This window comes from Pseudomonas sp. 05T35 (assembly GCF_056396605.1).
This window is the reverse complement of sequence record NZ_JBFTLU010000037.1, coordinates 1-16,509: the sequence shown is the minus strand read 5'-3', so window position 1 is coordinate 16,509 and position 16,509 is coordinate 1. Positions and strand designations below refer to the sequence as shown.

The window sequence follows — 16,509 nt, the reverse complement described above, 5'->3', positions numbered from 1 at the left end:
GTGCCAGGCCATTGAGGCCATAATCGGTGAACCGTTGAGTGCCGGCAGGGTCGTCGTGGCGGATGATTTGTCCGCACTGGTTGTGTTCCGCGGTTCCTGCCTCCGAGTCGCCATAGCTCAGACGTTCGACTATTCCGGGAGCGCCGTCACTGGCCTGCTCGGTGATCGCAATTGGGCGCCGCTGCTCGTCGTATTCGATATGACGCTGACTGCCGCGACTGTCCCAGCTCGACAGCGATTGGCCCGTTTCGTCCAACAGGCTCAACTGCCAACCCGCATCGACGCTGCCGGTCAGCAGACTCTGGCCCGTCAAGCCATAGACGGTCGTCAGGTTCGGCTTCGGCGCAGCACCCCACAGTCGTGGGTCCCAGCTCTCGATCAACCGCCCTGCCACATCGAAGCTCTGCCGGGTAATCCGCGTATCCATGGCTTGCTCGGCGCGCTGCCGACAATACCCCACGCTGCGGATCGCCAACCCGCGCTGGTCCATGACCGCCAATGTCGGTGTGGCCGTGTCGTGAGTTGCCTCGCCGGCCATTGCAATCCCTCGCCGCTTGAACCGTCCTGAAGGGTGAGCGATTTTGCGTTTGGCCGATACTGTTAGAAGTAACAGGTACGGCGATGACTTAACTGAGCCCAGTCTCTGGAGGCAAATAATCCACACGTTCAGGTGAATGTAGGACCGTTCTGAATTTGGTTTTTGGGCATCGGATGGATTTTTGGGGACGTACCAGCAGGAACGTGCCCTGCGGCGATTAGCGGCCTCACAAGCCACAAAAAACCATACAGAGCCAGCACATCGCTACGATTGTGCCGCTCATCCTCTGCACGCTAGCTTCAGACCGTCGCTGCCCAATCAGCGACCGGGCCTGAGAACCCGGGTAATATAGAGACGCACCAACGCCCTACTTCACGATTGCCGGCGTTTTTTTATGCCTGCATTTCCGTGTCATGGCGGCTGTGCGTGGGAGACCTTCGGGTCTGCCGGGTCCTATATACCGGTTCTCAGCCTGCGCATAGCTGCCACCCATTCGCCTGAGAACGAACGTGGCAGCCCTTCTTGATATATAGGAGCATTTGCCAATGACTAACCTCAAAGACCTGACAACCGCTGGCCTCACGCCCTTCTCCATCCACTCCGACCAAGCCCTGTTCCGCGTCAACAGCGGCGTCTCGATCCACGAAGCCTTGTCCCACGTGTCCGACTTGCTCCACCTCTCCAAACTGCTGGCCGAAGACGCGGCGATGGAACGCGGCAAGGACCGTTATGCCTGGGCGTCGCATTATTTGCAGGAGATGAGTAAGGCGGTGATCGATGACGTCGTGAAGGTGCTGGGTGCGCCGGGTAATAATCGCGATTGAATGGAAAAAGCCCCGGGCTTCTCTTGAAGGCAGGGGCTTTTCAGGTGTTTGGTCATCAGTTCAAACGGCTATTAGCGATTTTCCTGATACACCGCGGTGCGACCTTCGCGAGCAAGCCCGCACACAGTTTTGATTGGTGTACATCTGCAAAAGACAGGTCGGCTATCAGGCCGCCATCGCGAGCAGGCTCGCTCCCACAGTTTTGATCTGTGTATGTCCGCAAATGATCAATCTAACACCGTTCTCGCTCTTACCACTCAGGCCGGCTGTCAGGCCGCCGTGCTTTGCTGTTGATCTTGATCCACCCGCCCCTTCGGGAGGCCGAGTGGAGGTGTTCATCAGGGGGTGGGTGCGTAGCGCCGTACGGCGCAGCCGGACACATCGAGAGGAGGTCGTCGCGAAGCAGACCGTAGGCGATGCCCCCTGATGGACACCGGAATGAGGGAACGCCGAGCCTAGGCGAGGTGCCGTACGCTTGGGGCGAGCGTTTTTTTGCTTACTTTTTTTAGGCGCTTGTAAAAAAAGTGAGTCGCCGTCAGGCGAAACCCTAAGTGGCCGTTACCGCAGGAATGGATATGTACACCTGCAAGACATTGGCCGGCTGTCCGGCCGCCATCGCGAGCAGGCTCGCTCCCACAGGTGAACTGAGTACATCCGCAAGAGATAGGCCGGCTGTCAGGCCGCCTTCGCAGGCAAGCCAGCTCCCACAGTTTTGATGGGTGTACATCTGCGGGAGATTGGTCGGCTTTCAGGCCGCCTTCGCGAGCAAGCCCGCTCCCACAGTTGAACTGTGTACATCCGCAAGCGATAGGTCGGCTGTCCGGCCGCCTTCGCAGGCAGGCCAGCTTCTACAGGTACATCCGGGGGCAATAAAAAGCCCCGCGCTTCTCTCGAAGGCGGGGCTTTTTGTACAACCGCAAAACCTTAAGGCGCGTAAGTCAGCAACAACTCGGTCGGCACCTTGAAGTCCAGCGACATCATCACGCTCAACGCCGTGATGGTGAAAATCGAAAACACGAACAGCTTACGTGCCCAAACCGTGTCATCCACCGCCTTGTAGCCCGTCCAGGCCATGTACAACCAGTACATGCCCATGGCCGCCGCAACCGCAAGATAACTCATGCCAGCGTAACCGCTGAACGTCAGCATCAAGGTCGCCACCAGGAACGCCAGGATGTAGAGCAGGATGTGCTTCTTCGCCACCTGAATCCCGCGCTTCACCGGCAACACCGGAATCGATGCCGCCAGGTAATCATTGAAGCGAAAGATCGCGATCGCGTAGGAATGCGGCATCTGCCACAAGCTGAACATCACCAGCAGCGTCAGCGCCGCCATGTCGAAGTTATTGCTGACTGCGACATAGCCGATCACCGGCGGCATCGCCCCCGACAGACTGCCCACCAGCGTGCCGTGAACCGACTTGCGCTTGAGGTACAGGCTGTAGAAGCCGACATAGATGACAAAGCCGATCACCGCGAACAACGCCGCCAGCGGGTTGGCCACGCGATACAGCAAGGCCACGCCGGCGATACCCAGGACGGTCGCATAAACCAGTGCCAGTTTCAGGGAGATCAGGCCCTGCACCAGCACACGGTTCTTGGTGCGTTCCATCTTCAGGTCGATGTCACGGTCGATGCAGTTGTTGAACACGCAACCCGACGCGACCACCAGGGACGTGCCGATCATCGCAGCCAGGAAAATGGCCAGATCGACATGCCCTTTCGAGGCCAGGAAAAACCCGCCTGCCACAGAAAGCACGTTACCGAAAATGATCCCCGGTTTGGTGATTTGGATAAAGTGCTTTAAGGACATCCGGACTTTCCTCAGTGCGCCATCATGACGGAATGGATGCTGAACATGATCCACAGCGACAGACCGACCAACAGGACGATAACCAGCGCCGCGAAAACAAACGCAATCACGTTGTTACGCTGGGCGGCGGAGCGGTCCAGGTGCAGGAAGTAGACCAGGTGCACCAGCACCTGGATCACTGCGAAGGCCAGTACGATCCACAGGGTCATGGCTTTCGGCAGGGATGGGTACATCACCAGGCCGAAAGGAATGATGGTCAGGATCACCGACAGGATGAAGCCGATAGCGTAGGACTTGACGCTGCCGTGGCTGTCGTCGTGACTATCGTGTGAGTGAGCTGCGTTAGCCATTTACAGAGTCCCCATCAGGTAAACAACGGTGAATACGCAGATCCACACTACGTCCAGGAAGTGCCAGAACAGGCTCAGGCAGCTCAGACGGGTCTTGTTGGTCGCCGTCAGGCCATTTTTCTGGACCTGATACATCATGATCGCCATCCAGATCAGACCGCTGGTCACGTGCAGACCGTGGGTGCCGACCAGGGTGAAGAACCCGGACAGGAAGCCGMTACGGTTCGGACCGAAGCCTTCGGAGATCAGCGTATGGAACTCGTTGATCTCCATGCCGATGAAGCCCAGGCCGAACAGGAAGGTGATGGCCAACCAGCCCAGCACCTGAGTCTTCTTGCCTTTGAACAACGCCAGCATGGCGAAGCCGTAGGTGATCGAGCTGAGCAACAGGCAGGCGGTTTCGCCCAGCACGTACGGCAGTTCGAAGATGTCGTGGCCCGACGGGCCACCGGCTACGTTGTTTACCAGTACCGCGTACACCGCGAAGATCGACGCAAACAGAATGCAGTCGGTCATCAGGTAGAGCCAGAAACCGAATACGGTCATCTCGCCCGAGTCGTGGTGATGGTCATCGTGCCCATGGTCATGACCATGGGCGTGTCCAACATTGGTCACTAAGTTCGACATGGTTTAAGCCTGTTCCAACGAGGTTTCAACACGGGTGGCGGTGGCCGGAATCGCTTTGGCCGCAACCAGACGCTTGTGCTGCTCGGCTTCAATGCGCTCGATCACATCGACCGGCACCATGTAGCCTTGATCATCACGGGCAGCGTGGATCACGAAATAGATCACGGTGCCAGCCAGGCCAAAGATGGCCATCCACCAGATGTGCCAGATCATCGCGAAACCGAACACGGTCAACAGAGCACCCATGACCAGGCCGGTCGCGGTGTTGTTTGGCATGTGGATCGGCTCGTACTTGGCCGGAGCCTGGTACGCAGTACCGTTTTCCTTGGCTTCGGTGAACGGGTCGATACCGTCGGCTTTTGGCRGTACAGCGAAGTTGTAGAACGGTGGTGGCGACGAGGTCGACCATTCCAGCGTGTGGGCATTCCACGGGTCGCCGGCTTCGCACATGTTCTGCGGCAGCTTGCGATCACGGATACTCACGTAGAGCTGGATCAACTGGCAGGCAATACCGAAGGCGATCAGTACCGCACCGACCATTGCAACGTGCAGGTATGGCGTCCACTCAGGGTTGGTGGTGGCGTTCAGACGACGGGTCATGCCCATGAAGCCCAGTACATAGAGCGGCATGAACGCGACGAAGAAGCCCGAGATCCAGAACCAGAACGCTGCCTTGCCCCAACCTTCGTGCAGCTTGAAGCCGAACGCTTTAGGGAAGTAGAAGCCGAAGCCAGCGATGTAGCCAAACACGGCGCCGCCGATGATCACGTTGTGGAAGTGCGCGATCACGAACAGGCTGTTGTGCAGTACGAAGTCAGCACCCGGGATGGCCAGCAGTACACCGGTCATGCCGCCGATGGCGAAGGTCACCATGAAGCCCAGTGTCCACATTACCTGGCTGGTGAAACGCAGACGGCCCTGGTAGATGGTGAACAGCCAGTTGAACAGCTTCACCCCGGTCGGGATCGAAATCAGCATCGTCGCCAGACCGAAGAAGGCGTTGACGTTGGCACCCGAACCCATGGTGAAAAAGTGGTGCAGCCAAACCATGAAGCCAAGGATCGAGATCGCGCCGCTGGCGTAGATCATCGAGTGGTGGCCGAACAGTTTCTTGCCGGAGAAGGTCGAGATGACTTCGGAGAAGATCCCGAACGCCGGCAGAATCAGGATGTAMACCTCSGGGTGACCCCAGGCCCAGAACAGGTTGACGTACATCATCGGATTGCCACCAAGTTCATTGGTGAAAATGTGGAAATCCATGTAACGGTCAAGCGTCAGCAGTGCCAGGGTAGCGGTCAGGATCGGGAAGGAAGCGACGATCAGTACGTTGGCCCAGGTGCAGGTCCAGGTGAAGATCGGCATGTCCATCATTTTCATGCCCGGGGTACGCATTTTCAGCACGGTGGCCAGGAAGTTGACCCCCGTCAATGTCGTCCCCAGACCCGATAGCTGTAGCGCCCAGATGTAGTAGTCCACACCCACGCCCGGGCTGTAGCCCAGTTCCGACAGCGGTGGATACGCAACCCAACCGGTACGGGCGAATTCGCCGACACCCAGGGACACGTTCACCAGCACCACGCCGGAAACCAGCAGCCAGAAGCTCAGGGAGTTCAGGAACGGGTAGGCAACGTCACGCGCGCCGATCTGCAGCGGCACTGCAAGGTTCATCAGGCCGGTGAAGAATGGCATCGCCATGAAGATGATCATGATCACACCGTGAGCGGTGAAGATCTGGTCATAGTGTTCAGGCGGCAGGTAGCCAGGCGAACCCTCAGTGGCCAGGGCCAGCTGGGAGCGCATCATCACGGCGTCGGCAAAACCACGCAGCAGCATGATCATGGCAACGATGATGTACATCACGCCGATTTTCTTGTGGTCGACCGACGTCAGCCACTCGGTCCACAAATAGGTCCACTTCTTGAAGTAGGTGATTGCAGCAAATACCGCCAGACCGCCGAGCGCGATCATGGCGATGGTCACCATTACGATCGGCTCGTGGAACGGGATCGCTTCCCAACTTAATTTACCAAACATCGTTTACTCCTCTGCCCCGGCAGCTGAATGCGAACTCATGTCCATCCCTTCCATACCGGCCACTTCCTTCCCTTCCTTCTCGTGGTGCATCGGCTTGCCCGGTTTCATGCCTTCATACTTGTCGATGATGGTCTGGAACAGGTTCGGCGCGTACGAGGAGTAGAGTTCAACCGGGTTGTTCTGGCTTGGTTTGGAAAGGGCTTCGTATTCAGCTTTTTCAAGCTGTTTAGGTGCCTTCTTGACATCACTGACCCAGGCGTCGAAATCTGCCTGAGAGGTGGCGATTGCTTTGAATTTCATGCCAGTGAAGCCAGCACCGCTGTAGTTGGCGGAGATACCGTCAAACTCGGCATTCTGATTGGCGATCAGGTGCAACTTGGTTTCCATGCCCGCCATCGCGTAGATCTGACCGCCCAGGCCCGGAATGAAGAATGAGTTCATCACGGTGTCGGAGGTGATCTTGAAGTTAACTGGCGTGTTGGCCGGGAACACCATCTTGTTGACGGTGGCGATGCCTTGTTCCGGGTAGATGAACAGCCACTTCCAGTCCATCGCGACCACTTGAATGGTGATCGGCTTGACGTCGGATTCCAGCGGACGGTAAGGGTCCAGCGCGTGGGTCGACTTGTAGGTGACGTAACCCAGGGCAATGATGATCAGCACCGGAACAGCCCACACCGCGATTTCAATCTTGGTGGAGTGCGACCATTTCGGGGTGTAGACGGCGTCCTTGTTGGAAGCGCGGTATTTCCAGGCGAACAGGAAGGTCATGACGATGACCGGAACCACGACCAACAGCATCAGCAGCGTTGCGGTGATGATCAGGTTGCGCTCGTCCAGGCCGACCTGGCCCTTGGGATCGAGCAGGGTCATGTTGCAGCCTCCCAGCAACAGCGTGCCGAGCAGCGGCAATAAGCCTAGTAGTCTGGGGTACCTGTTTTTACTCATCTCACGACCTCTAAAGCAGCTTGCGCAATGCAGTTGGGTTTTGATCGCCAACACTTCACCCTGCCAAGGGTTGGCATTTTTCTTGGATTGAATAAGGGCTTGCCCGTCGCGCGTTAAACGCTGGTCGACACATCCTGGGCTAGCAGTGAGTTCTTATTCGAATTCGTGGTCAAAGGCCTTGTTACAGACCAATTCCATTTGGTGCGGATAGTTGAAAGGCGCCGACACCTGGCGTCGAATGAAGCCCGTTACAGCCCCACGACCACCCCTTGTGCCAAGGAGAGTGCCGCCCCGGAATTTCAGTGCGGGCGATTGTAGATATGTAACGTTGTATAAACCATGTCTCAACTCGAAATAATTTTTATCGGATACCGCAACAATCATTAACGAAATCTGCAAAGATTATCCACGATATCGAGACAGATTCTCAACAACAACCCCGAAAAAACCAGCGCTCCTGTCCGCAGTTCAGACAGCTTCAGCCCCTCTCGAAGCATCGCCGACCTCGCGCAAGCCCCCTTGTCACAAGGCCTTTAGCCATTCGTCCGAGCCTGTTAAAACTGCCTGCTGCACCGCGTTTGCCGGCTTCCGGAAAGGCCCGTCAGCAAGGTAAATTCCCTGTCAGTTTCAGCGACGACAATCGACTTTGAAATGAGTTGCGACACCCTGGCTGTGACAACATGTCGCACACGTGTCGCACCCTTCTTTGCCGCGCGTCACGATCCTTTGACAGACCCGCTGAAACGCAAAGCGCCCCGGCCTCTTTTCGAGGTCCGGGGCGCTTTATTCAAGGCCTGTGGCTGCGGCGAGAAGCCTCAGTTCAGGTGTTTGCGGTTACGCGAAATGAGCAGTGGCACCAGCACGACGGTCAACACGAAGGCCACCAGCGCCCACTGTGCCAGCGACAGGCCGAGGATCGGCGGGTACGGTGTTTCGCAGAAGCCGTCGACCTGGAAACCCAGCGGGAAGATTTTCGCCAGCGGCAAGCCGTCGACAATCGGTTGCAGCACATCGATGCCGCAACTGACCGCCGGGTAAAACTGCGTATAGACGTGATGCCCGGCCGCTGCAGCGCCCGCGAGGGCGAAGATCACCACCAGCCCTTCAAATACGGTGATGCTGCGACGGGTGTGCATGGCGGCACCGATAAAGGCACTGATCGCGATCAGCAACAGCGCATAGCGTTGCAGGATGCACAGCGGGCATGGCGCCTCGCCCAGCACCACTTGCATGTAGAGCGCGCCGCCGATCAGCGCCAGGCAGATGATGCCCAGCAGCACCAGGAAGCGCCGCTCACGGCCCAACCGCATCATTTCCTCATTCATCGCGTTTCCCTTCTGACTATCTATTGCCCGCAAGTCTACACGCTGGCCCTGACCTTTGAGAGCCGGCGCATGCCAGTGGATGAGGGGAATAGACGATAAGCGGGTTAAGAAGGGATTAACTTTCGGGTGTTTTGCAAGATTCGGGACCGTGGTGTGGCCATCGCGAGCAGGCTCGCTCCCACACTGGGCCGATGTGAACACACATCTTGCGTACGCTTCAGCTCCAATGTGGGAGCGAGCCTGCTCGCGATAAAGGCGACTCGGTCCCCCGAGTCGCCGCAACCGTTATTCCAGCGCAGCAGCCGGGCCGAAGAACTCGTAGCGGCTCTGTTTCTCCGGCACACCCAAGGCCTTGAGGTGGCGCTTGATCGCGGCCATGAAGCCTTTCGGGCCGAGGAAGTAGGCATCCAGGTCGCGCTCTTGCGGCAACCAGTCGGCCAACAGCTCCTGACTCAACAGCCCGACCTTATCCGCCGCCGGGCTGACGCCGTCATCTTCGGCGTAACAGTAGAAGCGCTTGAGTTGCGGGTGACGCTCGGCCAGGCCGTCGATCCAGTCGCGGAAGGCGTGCACGCCACCGTTACGCGCGCAGTGGATAAAGTGCACCGGACGCTCGGTGGCCAGCGCCGCTTCCAGCATCGGCAGGGTTGGCGTGATACCGACGCCGCCGCTGATCAGCACCAGCGGTTTGTCGCTGGCGGTCAGGGTGAACTCGCCCGCAGGCGGGAACAGCAGGATGCTCGAGCCGACAGGAAACTGGTCGTGCAGGTAATTCGAGGCACGACCGCCCTCTTCGCGCTTGACGCTGATCCGGTACTGACCGTTGTCGCCCAGGGACGACAGCGAGTAGTTGCGGCGGATTTCTTCGCCGTCGAGGATCAGTTTCATGCCGATGTACTGACCCGGTTCTGCCGCGAGGATCGGTCCCTTGTCCGCCGGTTCAAAGTAGAACGAGGTGATTTCCGCGCTCTCTTCCACGCGCTTGGCCAACTTGAATTCCCGCGCCCCGCGCCAGCCGCCGACCGCTGCGGCTTTCTGGTCGTAGATCGCGGTTTCGGCGCCGATCAAAATGTCGGCCAGTTGGTTGTAGGCGGCGCCCCAGGCGCTCATCACTTCGGGCGTGGCGATCTCGTCACCCAGCACTTCGGAAATCGCCCGCAGCAGGCAAGCGCCGACAATCGGGTAGTGCTCCGGCAGGATTTGCAGGGCAACGTGCTTGTTGATGATCTTGGCCACCAGGTCGCCCAACTGGTCGAGCTGATCGATGTGCCGCGCGTACATCAGCACCCCGCGCGCCAAGGCCCGTGGCTGGTCGCCGCTGGCCTGGTGCGCCTGGTTGAACAGCGGGCGAACCTCTGGGTACTCGGAAAGCATCATGCGGTAGAAGTGAGTGATCAGGGCATCGCCGCCGCTTTCCAGCAGCGGTACGGTGGATTTGACGATGGCACGGTCTTGAGCGCTAAGCATTAAGGGGGTACTCCTGAACGACTGGGTTTATAGTTTTCTACCCATGACGTATCAGTTTCTGTGCCAACAATTAAAATCATATAAATTAATAACTTAATAAACATGTAGTCATAACGACACAAGCGGATTTATAGTCACCTCGACTACATGGAGTCAATATGACTGCAAAACCCTTGCTCACCGCGTTGTTGCCACTGGTCTCCGACCTTTCCCGCGAATTGCCCGAAGGCGAGCGCTACCGGCGCCTGCTCGAAGCCATGCGCGCCCTGCTCCCCTGCGATGCCGCCGCCCTGCTGCGGCTCGACGGTGAATGGCTGGTGCCGTTGGYGGTAGATGGCCTGAGCACCGACACCCTCGGCCGGCGCTTCAAGGTCAGCGAACACCCGCGCTTTGAAGCGTTGCTCAGCCGCTCGGAGCCGACGCGCTTCCCCAGCGACAGCACCTTGCCCGACCCTTATGACGGTTTGGTCGACGGTCATGGCGATCACCTGGAAGTCCACGACTGCATGGGTTGCCCGTTGTTTATCGACGAGCGTCCGTGGGGCTTGCTGACCCTCGATGCGCTGGACCCGGAGCGCTTCGAACCGATCGAGCTGGACGCCTTGCAAGCCTTTGCCAGCCTCGCCGCCGCCACGGTCAACGCCGCCGAACGTATCGAACGGCTGGCCAATCGCGCAGAGGACGAACACCAGCGCGCCGAGGTCTATCGCCAGGCCAGCGGTCAGCAGAGTCGCGAAATGATCGGCCAGAGCAAAGCGCACAAGCGCTTGGTGGAAGAGATCAACCTGGTTGGCGGCAGCGACCTGACGGTGCTGATCACTGGCGAAACAGGGGTCGGCAAAGAGCTGGTGGCCCAGGCGATCCACGCCGCGTCACCGCGTGCCGACAAACCGATCATCAGCCTCAACTGCGCCGCGCTGCCCGACACCCTGGTGGAAAGCGAATTGTTCGGCCATGTGCGCGGCGCCTTCACCGGGGCGCTGAACGACCGACGTGGCAAATTTGAACTGGCCAATGGCGGCACGCTGTTTCTCGATGAAGTGGGCGAGTTGTCACTGGCGGTGCAAGCCAAATTGCTCCGTGTGCTGCAAAGCGGTCAGTTACAGCGCTTGGGCTCGGACAAGGAGCATCAGGTCGACGTGCGCCTGATCGCCGCGACCAACCGTGACCTGGCCGAAGAAGTGCGCAGCGGCCGCTACCGCGCCGACTTCTACCATCGCCTCAGCGTCTACCCGCTGCTGGTGCCGGCGCTGCGTGATCGTGGTCGGGATGTGTTGCTGCTCAGCGGTTACTTTCTCGAACAGAACCGCTCGCGGATGGGCCTCAACAGCCTGCGCCTGAGCAGCGACGCCCAAGCGGCATTGCTGGCCTACAGCTGGCCGGGCAACGTCCGCGAACTGGAACACTTGATTGGTCGCAGTGCCTTGAAAGCGCTGGGCAACTCACGGGAACGGCCAAAGATTCTCAGCCTGAGCGCGGCGGATCTGGACTTGCCCCACACGCCCCTCGAAACACCCCCAGCACCAACCAGCATTGAACCGGCGCCCACCGTTGAAGTGTTCGGTGACCTGCGCCAGGCCACCGAAAACTATCAACGCCAGATGATCACCGCTTGTCTTGAGCGCCATCAAAACAACTGGGCCAGCGCCGCCCGTGAGCTAGGCTTGGACCGGGCGAACCTCGGGCGGATGGCCAAGCGGTTGGGCATGAAATGAAGGCCCCTTCGCGAGCAGGCTCGCTCCCACATTTGATCTTCATGAGACACACATATTGTGTACGACGAATATCCACTGTGGGAGCGAGCCTGCTCGCGAAGACGTCATACCGTTCACCCGAATTTCTAAAGCCTGCCCCCATCAAGTCGATAACCCGATATCAATAGTTGCTGGCGATCCCACAATCGCCCATCACCTTTTTCCTCAGAAGGTTTTTATGTCCTCCAACAAAGCCCGCGCAGATTCACTTTCGCTTCTGCTCTTTACCTTGCGCAGCGGCAAGCTGATGGCGATCAACCTGCTGAAAGTCAGCGAAATCATCCCCTGCCCGCCGCTGACCAAGCTGCCGGAGTCACACCCGCACGTCAAAGGCATCGCCACCCTGCGCGGTGCCTCGCTGTCGGTCATCGACCTGAGCCGGGCGATCGGCGAGCGGCCGCTGGTGGACCCGGATGGGGGCTGCCTGATCGTCACCGACGTCAGCCGTTCCAAACAGGGTCTGCACGTTCAGGCGGTAARCAAGATCGTCCATTGCCTGACCACCGACATCCGCCCGCCACCCTACGGCTCCGGTGGCGTGCGTTCGTACATCACCGGCGTGACCTCGGTCGACGGTACGCTGGTGCAGGTGCTCGACATCGAAAAAGTCATCCACGGCATCGCCCCGGCGCAAATCGAAATGGCCCCGACCGAGCTGAGCATGGAAGACGCCGAAGTATTGGGCAACGCGCGCATTCTGGTGGTCGATGACAGCCAGGTGGCGCTGCAACAATCGGTACACACCCTGCGCAACCTCGGCCTGCAATGCCACACCGCACGCAGCGCCAGGGAGGCCATCGACTGCCTGCTGGACCTGCAAGGCACTGCACAGCAGATCAACCTGATTGTCTCGGACATCGAAATGTCCGAGATGGACGGTTATGCCTTCACCCGGACCCTGCGTGAAACCCCGGACTTTTCCCACCTCTATATCCTGCTGCACACTTCGCTGGACAGTGCGATGAACAGCGAAAAAGCCCGTCTGGCCGGGGCGAATGCAGTACTGACCAAGTTCTCCTCGCCAGAGCTGACCAAATGCCTGATCACYGCCGCAAAAGCCGTCGCGCAGCAAGAACAAGGTCATTGAGCCTTGGCTGAGGAGTATTGTCTGCTGCTGCGGCGCGACCTCGCCGGGGTGTTGCCCGTCATTGCCTGGCCTCCAGGCATAGTGCTGAAGCAATACCGCCCCGAACTGGCCGAAGCGGTTCACGGGTTGATGGAACAGGGTTATCAACACGGCGGCGGTCGAGTACCGGCGCTGGAGGTGTGGCGCGAGCGCTTTGAAAGCGATGCGGAATATGACCCGGCGCTGTGTTTTATCGCCTCGGATGCCCACGGCATTGTCGGCGTGGCCCAGTGCTGGACCAGCGCCTACATCAAGAACCTGGTAGTGCATCCACGGGCTCAGGGACAAGGCTTGGGACGAGCGTTGTTGTTGCATGCGTTCAGTGTGTTTCAACAGCGGCGCGAAGGGTTTGTTGACCTCAAGGTCCTGGAAGATAACCACCGGGCTCAGCGCCTCTATGAAAGCGCTGGAATGCGCGTGGTTCGTCGCGAGCAGGTTCCAGACTGAGACCGCTATCGCGAGCAGGCTCGCTCCCACATTTGATCTCATTGAACGCAAATTCTGTGTAAAACGAAAACCACTGTGGGAGCGAGCCTGCTCGCGATGAGCTCCGCACTGGCAACATCAAACGATCATGCATACTCAGCCCTTGACCAACACACACCCAAGGGCCAGCGACTGGCGCACAACTTGCTTTGGCACCCTCCCTCGCGGTGGTTTTCCGCCATCGCTGACGCCTCTGGAATGTGACCGGTCGCCTAATGAATACGACGTTTTCCTGCGTAGGTTGCGGCAAGTGCTGCACCGACCACCATGTGCCCCTGACCCTCGCCGAGGCCCGGATGTGGGCGGCTGACGGCGGAGCCGTGATCGTGCTGGTGGAAGGTTTTCTCGGCAATGGCCTGGGCCTTCCGGCCTTGCAACGCGAGCACGCCGAACGCCGTTCCGTGGTGGTGCCCAGCGGCGCGACCCAGGCCCATGTAGCGATTACCTTTGCCGCGTACAACGCCGGTCGCTGCCGGAATCTTGACGAAGACAACCTCTGCCGCATCTACGAGCGCCGGCCGCTGGTGTGCCGCATCTACCCGATGGAAATCAATCCGCACATCCCGCTGACACCGACCGCCAAGGACTGCCCGCCCGAATCGTGGGAGCAAGGTCCTGCGTTGATCGTCGGCGGTCAGTTGGTTGATCAGGCATTGGCCGACCTGATCCAGCGCTCGCGTCAGGCAGACCGCGACGATGTTCAGGCCAAGGAGGCGATTTGCGAGCGTCTGGGAATTCGCACCACAGCGCTCAAGGGTGACGGATTTACCGCCTACCTGCCGGACATGGCGGCGTTTGCCTCGGCGATTGATCAGGTTCAGGCAGCGCCGTTGCTCGGTTCGGTCGGTGAATGGCTGTTCCACGTGTCAGGCAACGACATTGCTGAGCAAGTGCAGGCCGCTGGCGCGCACGTGGTCACGGCCGAGCCGCTGAACTATGCGTTTATCTCGTTGCGCGCGGCCTGAGATTTATAACCGAGAGGGACGACTCAGCGCTTGCCCATCGAGCGACGGGTGCCAGGAGGCGCTGCGCCCGGGACCTTGGTGTGGCCATTCTTGGCGCCGTTCTTGTACCACGGCTGACTGGCGTTTTTGGCGGAGGCCAACTCGCCCGGTTTGAACGGGAACTTGAAGGCCGGGATGACGGCTTTGGTTTCRCTGTCGGCGCTGGAGTCGACGCTGTCTGGCAGGTCAGCCTGTTCGTCAGCAGCAGGCGCTTGTATCGGGGAAGTCATGAATGCTCCGGGTGTTACAGTGAGTCGGGCCCGATGGGTGGGCCGCGAAAGGCCGGCAGTATACCTGCGCGCCCGTGATCTTTAACCTCCCGGTGCATGAATGGTCACCTTTGCTGACAGCCCTGTCAGTTAGCCGTCACCCTGCTGACCGCAACGAAGGACTATAACTAGGGGGCGTTCTCAATTAGTTTCCCCGCCGCGCCGGGTCTGCTGTTGTGCAGGGCAAGGCGCGAGAAGCGTGGTTTGGTCATTCCAAATAAGCTTCGAGCAACGCAGCCCTGCACAACAGCAGGCCCGGCCCTTCGGGTTGTGCCTTAAAGCGGGCCAGGCTGCGTTGCAGGCCTTGGAAAGGGAACAACCATTCCCAGCGGCCTGCGCCTTGCCTGGCCCGCTTTAAGGCGACAACGCGGTGGGGAAACTAATTGAGAACGCCCCCTAGGCCATTATTTCCCGTCTTTTTGCCCCGGCGTTCGATGCTCATGCCCATTCCAGGAAAAAAACTGCTGATCGCCGCGCTGCTGGTGACGGTCACTGCCGTGGCCATTGGCGTTGCGCTCAAACCGGCGACGAGCAAACTCGCGGCCCCCACCGCGATTCCGGTGCGGGTGGTCAGCGTCGTCGAACGCGACGTGCCGCGCTATGTCAGCGCGATTGGCTCGGTGCTGTCGTTGCACAGTGTGGTTATTCGTCCGCAGGTCGATGGCATCCTCACCCGGCTGCTGGTCAAGGAGGGTCAGCTGGTGAAGGCCGGCGATCTGCTGGCGACCATCGATGATCGCTCGATCCGCGCCAGCCTCGATCAGGCCCGTGCGCAACTGGCTGAAAACCAGGCGCAGTTGCAGGTCGCCGAGGTTAACCTCAAACGCTACAAATTGCTGAGTGTCGATGACGGCGTCTCCAAACAAACCTACGACCAGCAACAAGCCCTGGTCAATCAGTTGAAAGCCACCGCGCAGGGCAATCAGGCGGCCATCGATGCGGCGCAGGTGCAGCTCTCCTACACACAGATTCGCTCGCCGGTGACGGGTCGCGTCGGTATTCGCACCGTGGATGAAGGCAACTTCCTGCGCATGAGCGATACCCAAGGGTTGTTTTCGGTCACCCAGATCGACCCGATTGCCGTCGAGTTCGCCCTGCCGCAGCAAATGTTGCCAACCCTGCAACGGCTGATCAGCGCAACCCCGCCTGCAGACGTGAATGCCTACCTCGGTGCCGACACCAATGGCCAGACCGGTGACTTGCTCGGCGAAGGCCACCTGATGCTCATCGACAACCAGATCAATGCCAACACCGGGACCATTCGCGCCAAGGCCGAATTCAGCAACGCCAGGCAAAAACTCTGGCCCGGGCAACTGGTGACCCTCAAGATCCAGACCGCCGTCGACAAGCATGCGCTGGTGGTGCCGCCGTCCGTGGTCCAGCGCGGGCTGGATCAGCATTTCGTTTACCGGGTCAACGGCGACAAGGTCGAATCGGTTCCGGTGCAAATGGTCTATCAGGACAGCGGGCTGAACATCATCACAGGGGTTAAGGCCGGTGATGTGCTGGTCAGCGATGGTCAGTCGCGGCTCAAGCCAGGGGCCAGCGTGCAGATTCTCGGCGAGCCGCCAGCGCTCACACAAAGCACTGCGGCGGAGCAACAGCCATGAAAGTCCATGGCGGCATTTCGGCCTGGTGCATCGACCACCCGGTCGCCACGGCACTGCTGACCTTCGCCCTGGTGCTGCTGGGCCTGATCGCCTTCCCGCGCCTGCCCGTCGCCCCGTTGCCGGAAGCCGAGTTCCCGACCATTCAGGTCGCCGCGCAGTTGCCCGGCGCCAGCCCCGACACCATGGCTTCGTCGGTGGCGACACCGTTGGAGGTGCAATTCAGCGCCATCCCCGGCATGACCCAGATGACCTCCAGCAGCGCCTTGGGTTCGACCAACCTGACCCTGCAATTCACCCTCAACAAAAGCATCGACACTGCCGCGCAGGAAGTTCAG

15 protein-coding genes and 1 pseudogene are annotated in these 16,509 nt (G+C 59.5%); 7 read left to right on the top strand and 9 right to left on the bottom strand.

All coding sequences use genetic code 11. The annotated features are described in order from the left end of the window. Positions 1 to 538 (bottom strand): annotated as a pseudogene (locus tag AC1DH9_RS04930) (RHS repeat domain-containing protein); the annotation flags it as partial. 545 nt (positions 539 to 1,083) lie between these two features. On the opposite strand from AC1DH9_RS04930, the gene AC1DH9_RS04925 reads away from it, so the two are divergent. After that, entirely contained in the window at positions 1,084 to 1,362 is a 279-nt protein-coding gene (locus tag AC1DH9_RS04925) for a DUF3077 domain-containing protein (RefSeq protein WP_427542981.1), read from the top strand. A 924-nt stretch (positions 1,363 to 2,286) separates the two neighbouring features. On the opposite strand, the gene cyoE is transcribed toward AC1DH9_RS04925, so the two are convergent. The 7 genes from cyoE to hmpA form a co-directional block, all read right to left on the bottom strand. Further along, complete coding sequence (gene cyoE, locus AC1DH9_RS04920) at positions 2,287 to 3,174, bottom strand: heme o synthase (RefSeq protein WP_347928970.1); 888 nt, start codon at positions 3,172 to 3,174, stop codon at positions 2,287 to 2,289. An 11-nt stretch (positions 3,175 to 3,185) separates the two neighbouring features. Beyond that, on the bottom strand, positions 3,186 to 3,524 hold the full coding sequence (cyoD, locus tag AC1DH9_RS04915; protein WP_427542978.1) for a cytochrome o ubiquinol oxidase subunit IV: 339 nt from the start codon (positions 3,522 to 3,524) through the stop codon (positions 3,186 to 3,188). Continuing rightward, on the bottom strand, positions 3,525 to 4,151 hold the full coding sequence (locus AC1DH9_RS04910) for a cytochrome o ubiquinol oxidase subunit III (protein WP_477807875.1): 627 nt from the start codon (positions 4,149 to 4,151) through the stop codon (positions 3,525 to 3,527). Positions 4,152 to 4,154: 3 nt separating this feature from the next. Beyond that, positions 4,155 to 6,185, bottom strand: a complete 2,031-nt coding sequence (gene cyoB, locus AC1DH9_RS04905; protein ID WP_477807874.1) for a cytochrome o ubiquinol oxidase subunit I — start codon at positions 6,183 to 6,185, stop codon at positions 4,155 to 4,157. Between the two features lie 3 nt (positions 6,186 to 6,188). Next, on the bottom strand, positions 6,189 to 7,133 hold the full coding sequence (gene cyoA / locus AC1DH9_RS04900; protein ID WP_019693536.1) for a ubiquinol oxidase subunit II: 945 nt from the start codon (positions 7,131 to 7,133) through the stop codon (positions 6,189 to 6,191). Positions 7,134 to 7,948: 815 nt separating this feature from the next. Further along, positions 7,949 to 8,458 (bottom strand): disulfide bond formation protein B, encoded by a 510-nt coding sequence (locus AC1DH9_RS04895; RefSeq protein ID WP_427542972.1) that lies wholly within the window; start codon positions 8,456 to 8,458, stop codon positions 7,949 to 7,951. A 285-nt stretch (positions 8,459 to 8,743) separates the two neighbouring features. After that, the gene (hmpA, locus tag AC1DH9_RS04890; RefSeq protein WP_427542969.1) at positions 8,744 to 9,925 is read right to left on the bottom strand and encodes an NO-inducible flavohemoprotein; all 1,182 of its coding nucleotides are present in this window, start codon (positions 9,923 to 9,925) and stop codon (positions 8,744 to 8,746) included. 158 nt (positions 9,926 to 10,083) lie between these two features. Here hmpA and norR point away from each other — a divergent pair, with 158 nt between their 5' ends. The 4 genes from norR (at position 10,084) to AC1DH9_RS04870 (ending at position 14,256) form a co-directional block, all read left to right on the top strand. Next, positions 10,084 to 11,640, top strand: coding sequence for a nitric oxide reductase transcriptional regulator NorR (gene norR, locus AC1DH9_RS04885; RefSeq protein ID WP_477807873.1), 1,557 nt, complete (start codon positions 10,084 to 10,086; stop codon positions 11,638 to 11,640). A 217-nt stretch (positions 11,641 to 11,857) separates the two neighbouring features. Next, entirely contained in the window at positions 11,858 to 12,766 is a 909-nt protein-coding gene (locus AC1DH9_RS04880) for a chemotaxis protein CheW (protein WP_477807872.1), read from the top strand. Between the two features lie 3 nt (positions 12,767 to 12,769). Continuing rightward, positions 12,770 to 13,252 (top strand): GNAT family N-acetyltransferase, encoded by a 483-nt coding sequence (locus AC1DH9_RS04875; protein WP_427546940.1) that lies wholly within the window; start codon positions 12,770 to 12,772, stop codon positions 13,250 to 13,252. 254 nt (positions 13,253 to 13,506) lie between these two features. After that, the gene (locus tag AC1DH9_RS04870; protein ID WP_427546937.1) at positions 13,507 to 14,256 is read left to right on the top strand and encodes a YkgJ family cysteine cluster protein; all 750 of its coding nucleotides are present in this window, start codon (positions 13,507 to 13,509) and stop codon (positions 14,254 to 14,256) included. 23 nt (positions 14,257 to 14,279) lie between these two features. On the opposite strand, the gene AC1DH9_RS04865 is transcribed toward AC1DH9_RS04870, so the two are convergent. Continuing rightward, positions 14,280 to 14,525, bottom strand: coding sequence for a hypothetical protein (locus AC1DH9_RS04865; RefSeq protein ID WP_054595725.1), 246 nt, complete (start codon positions 14,523 to 14,525; stop codon positions 14,280 to 14,282). Positions 14,526 to 15,004: 479 nt separating this feature from the next. Between AC1DH9_RS04865 and AC1DH9_RS04860 the strand changes: the two genes are divergently transcribed. Further along, on the top strand, positions 15,005 to 16,174 hold the full coding sequence (locus AC1DH9_RS04860; protein ID WP_427546934.1) for an efflux RND transporter periplasmic adaptor subunit: 1,170 nt from the start codon (positions 15,005 to 15,007) through the stop codon (positions 16,172 to 16,174). After that, positions 16,171 to 16,509: efflux RND transporter permease subunit (locus AC1DH9_RS04855; RefSeq protein WP_477807871.1), on the top strand; the 339-nt coding region annotated here is incomplete at its 3' end. The genes AC1DH9_RS04860 and AC1DH9_RS04855, both read left to right, overlap by 4 nt.

What these genes read in the sequence shown, in the direction of transcription:
- AC1DH9_RS04925 (WP_427542981.1), top strand. Translation starts at nt 1,084, where the DNA reads ATGACTAACCTCAAAGACCTGACAACCGCTGGCCTCACGCCCTTCTCC.
- cyoE (WP_347928970.1), bottom strand. Translation starts at nt 3,174, where the DNA reads ATGTCCTTAAAGCACTTTATCCAAATCACCAAACCGGGGATCATTTTC.
- cyoD (WP_427542978.1), bottom strand. Translation starts at nt 3,524, where the DNA reads ATGGCTAACGCAGCTCACTCACACGATAGTCACGACGACAGCCACGGC.
- cyoA (WP_019693536.1), bottom strand. Translation starts at nt 7,133, where the DNA reads ATGAGTAAAAACAGGTACCCCAGACTACTAGGCTTATTGCCGCTGCTC.
- AC1DH9_RS04895 (WP_427542972.1), bottom strand. Translation starts at nt 8,458, where the DNA reads ATGAATGAGGAAATGATGCGGTTGGGCCGTGAGCGGCGCTTCCTGGTG.
- hmpA (WP_427542969.1), bottom strand. Translation starts at nt 9,925, where the DNA reads ATGCTTAGCGCTCAAGACCGTGCCATCGTCAAATCCACCGTACCGCTG.
- AC1DH9_RS04870 (WP_427546937.1), top strand. Translation starts at nt 13,507, where the DNA reads ATGAATACGACGTTTTCCTGCGTAGGTTGCGGCAAGTGCTGCACCGAC.
- AC1DH9_RS04860 (WP_427546934.1), top strand. Translation starts at nt 15,005, where the DNA reads ATGCCCATTCCAGGAAAAAAACTGCTGATCGCCGCGCTGCTGGTGACG.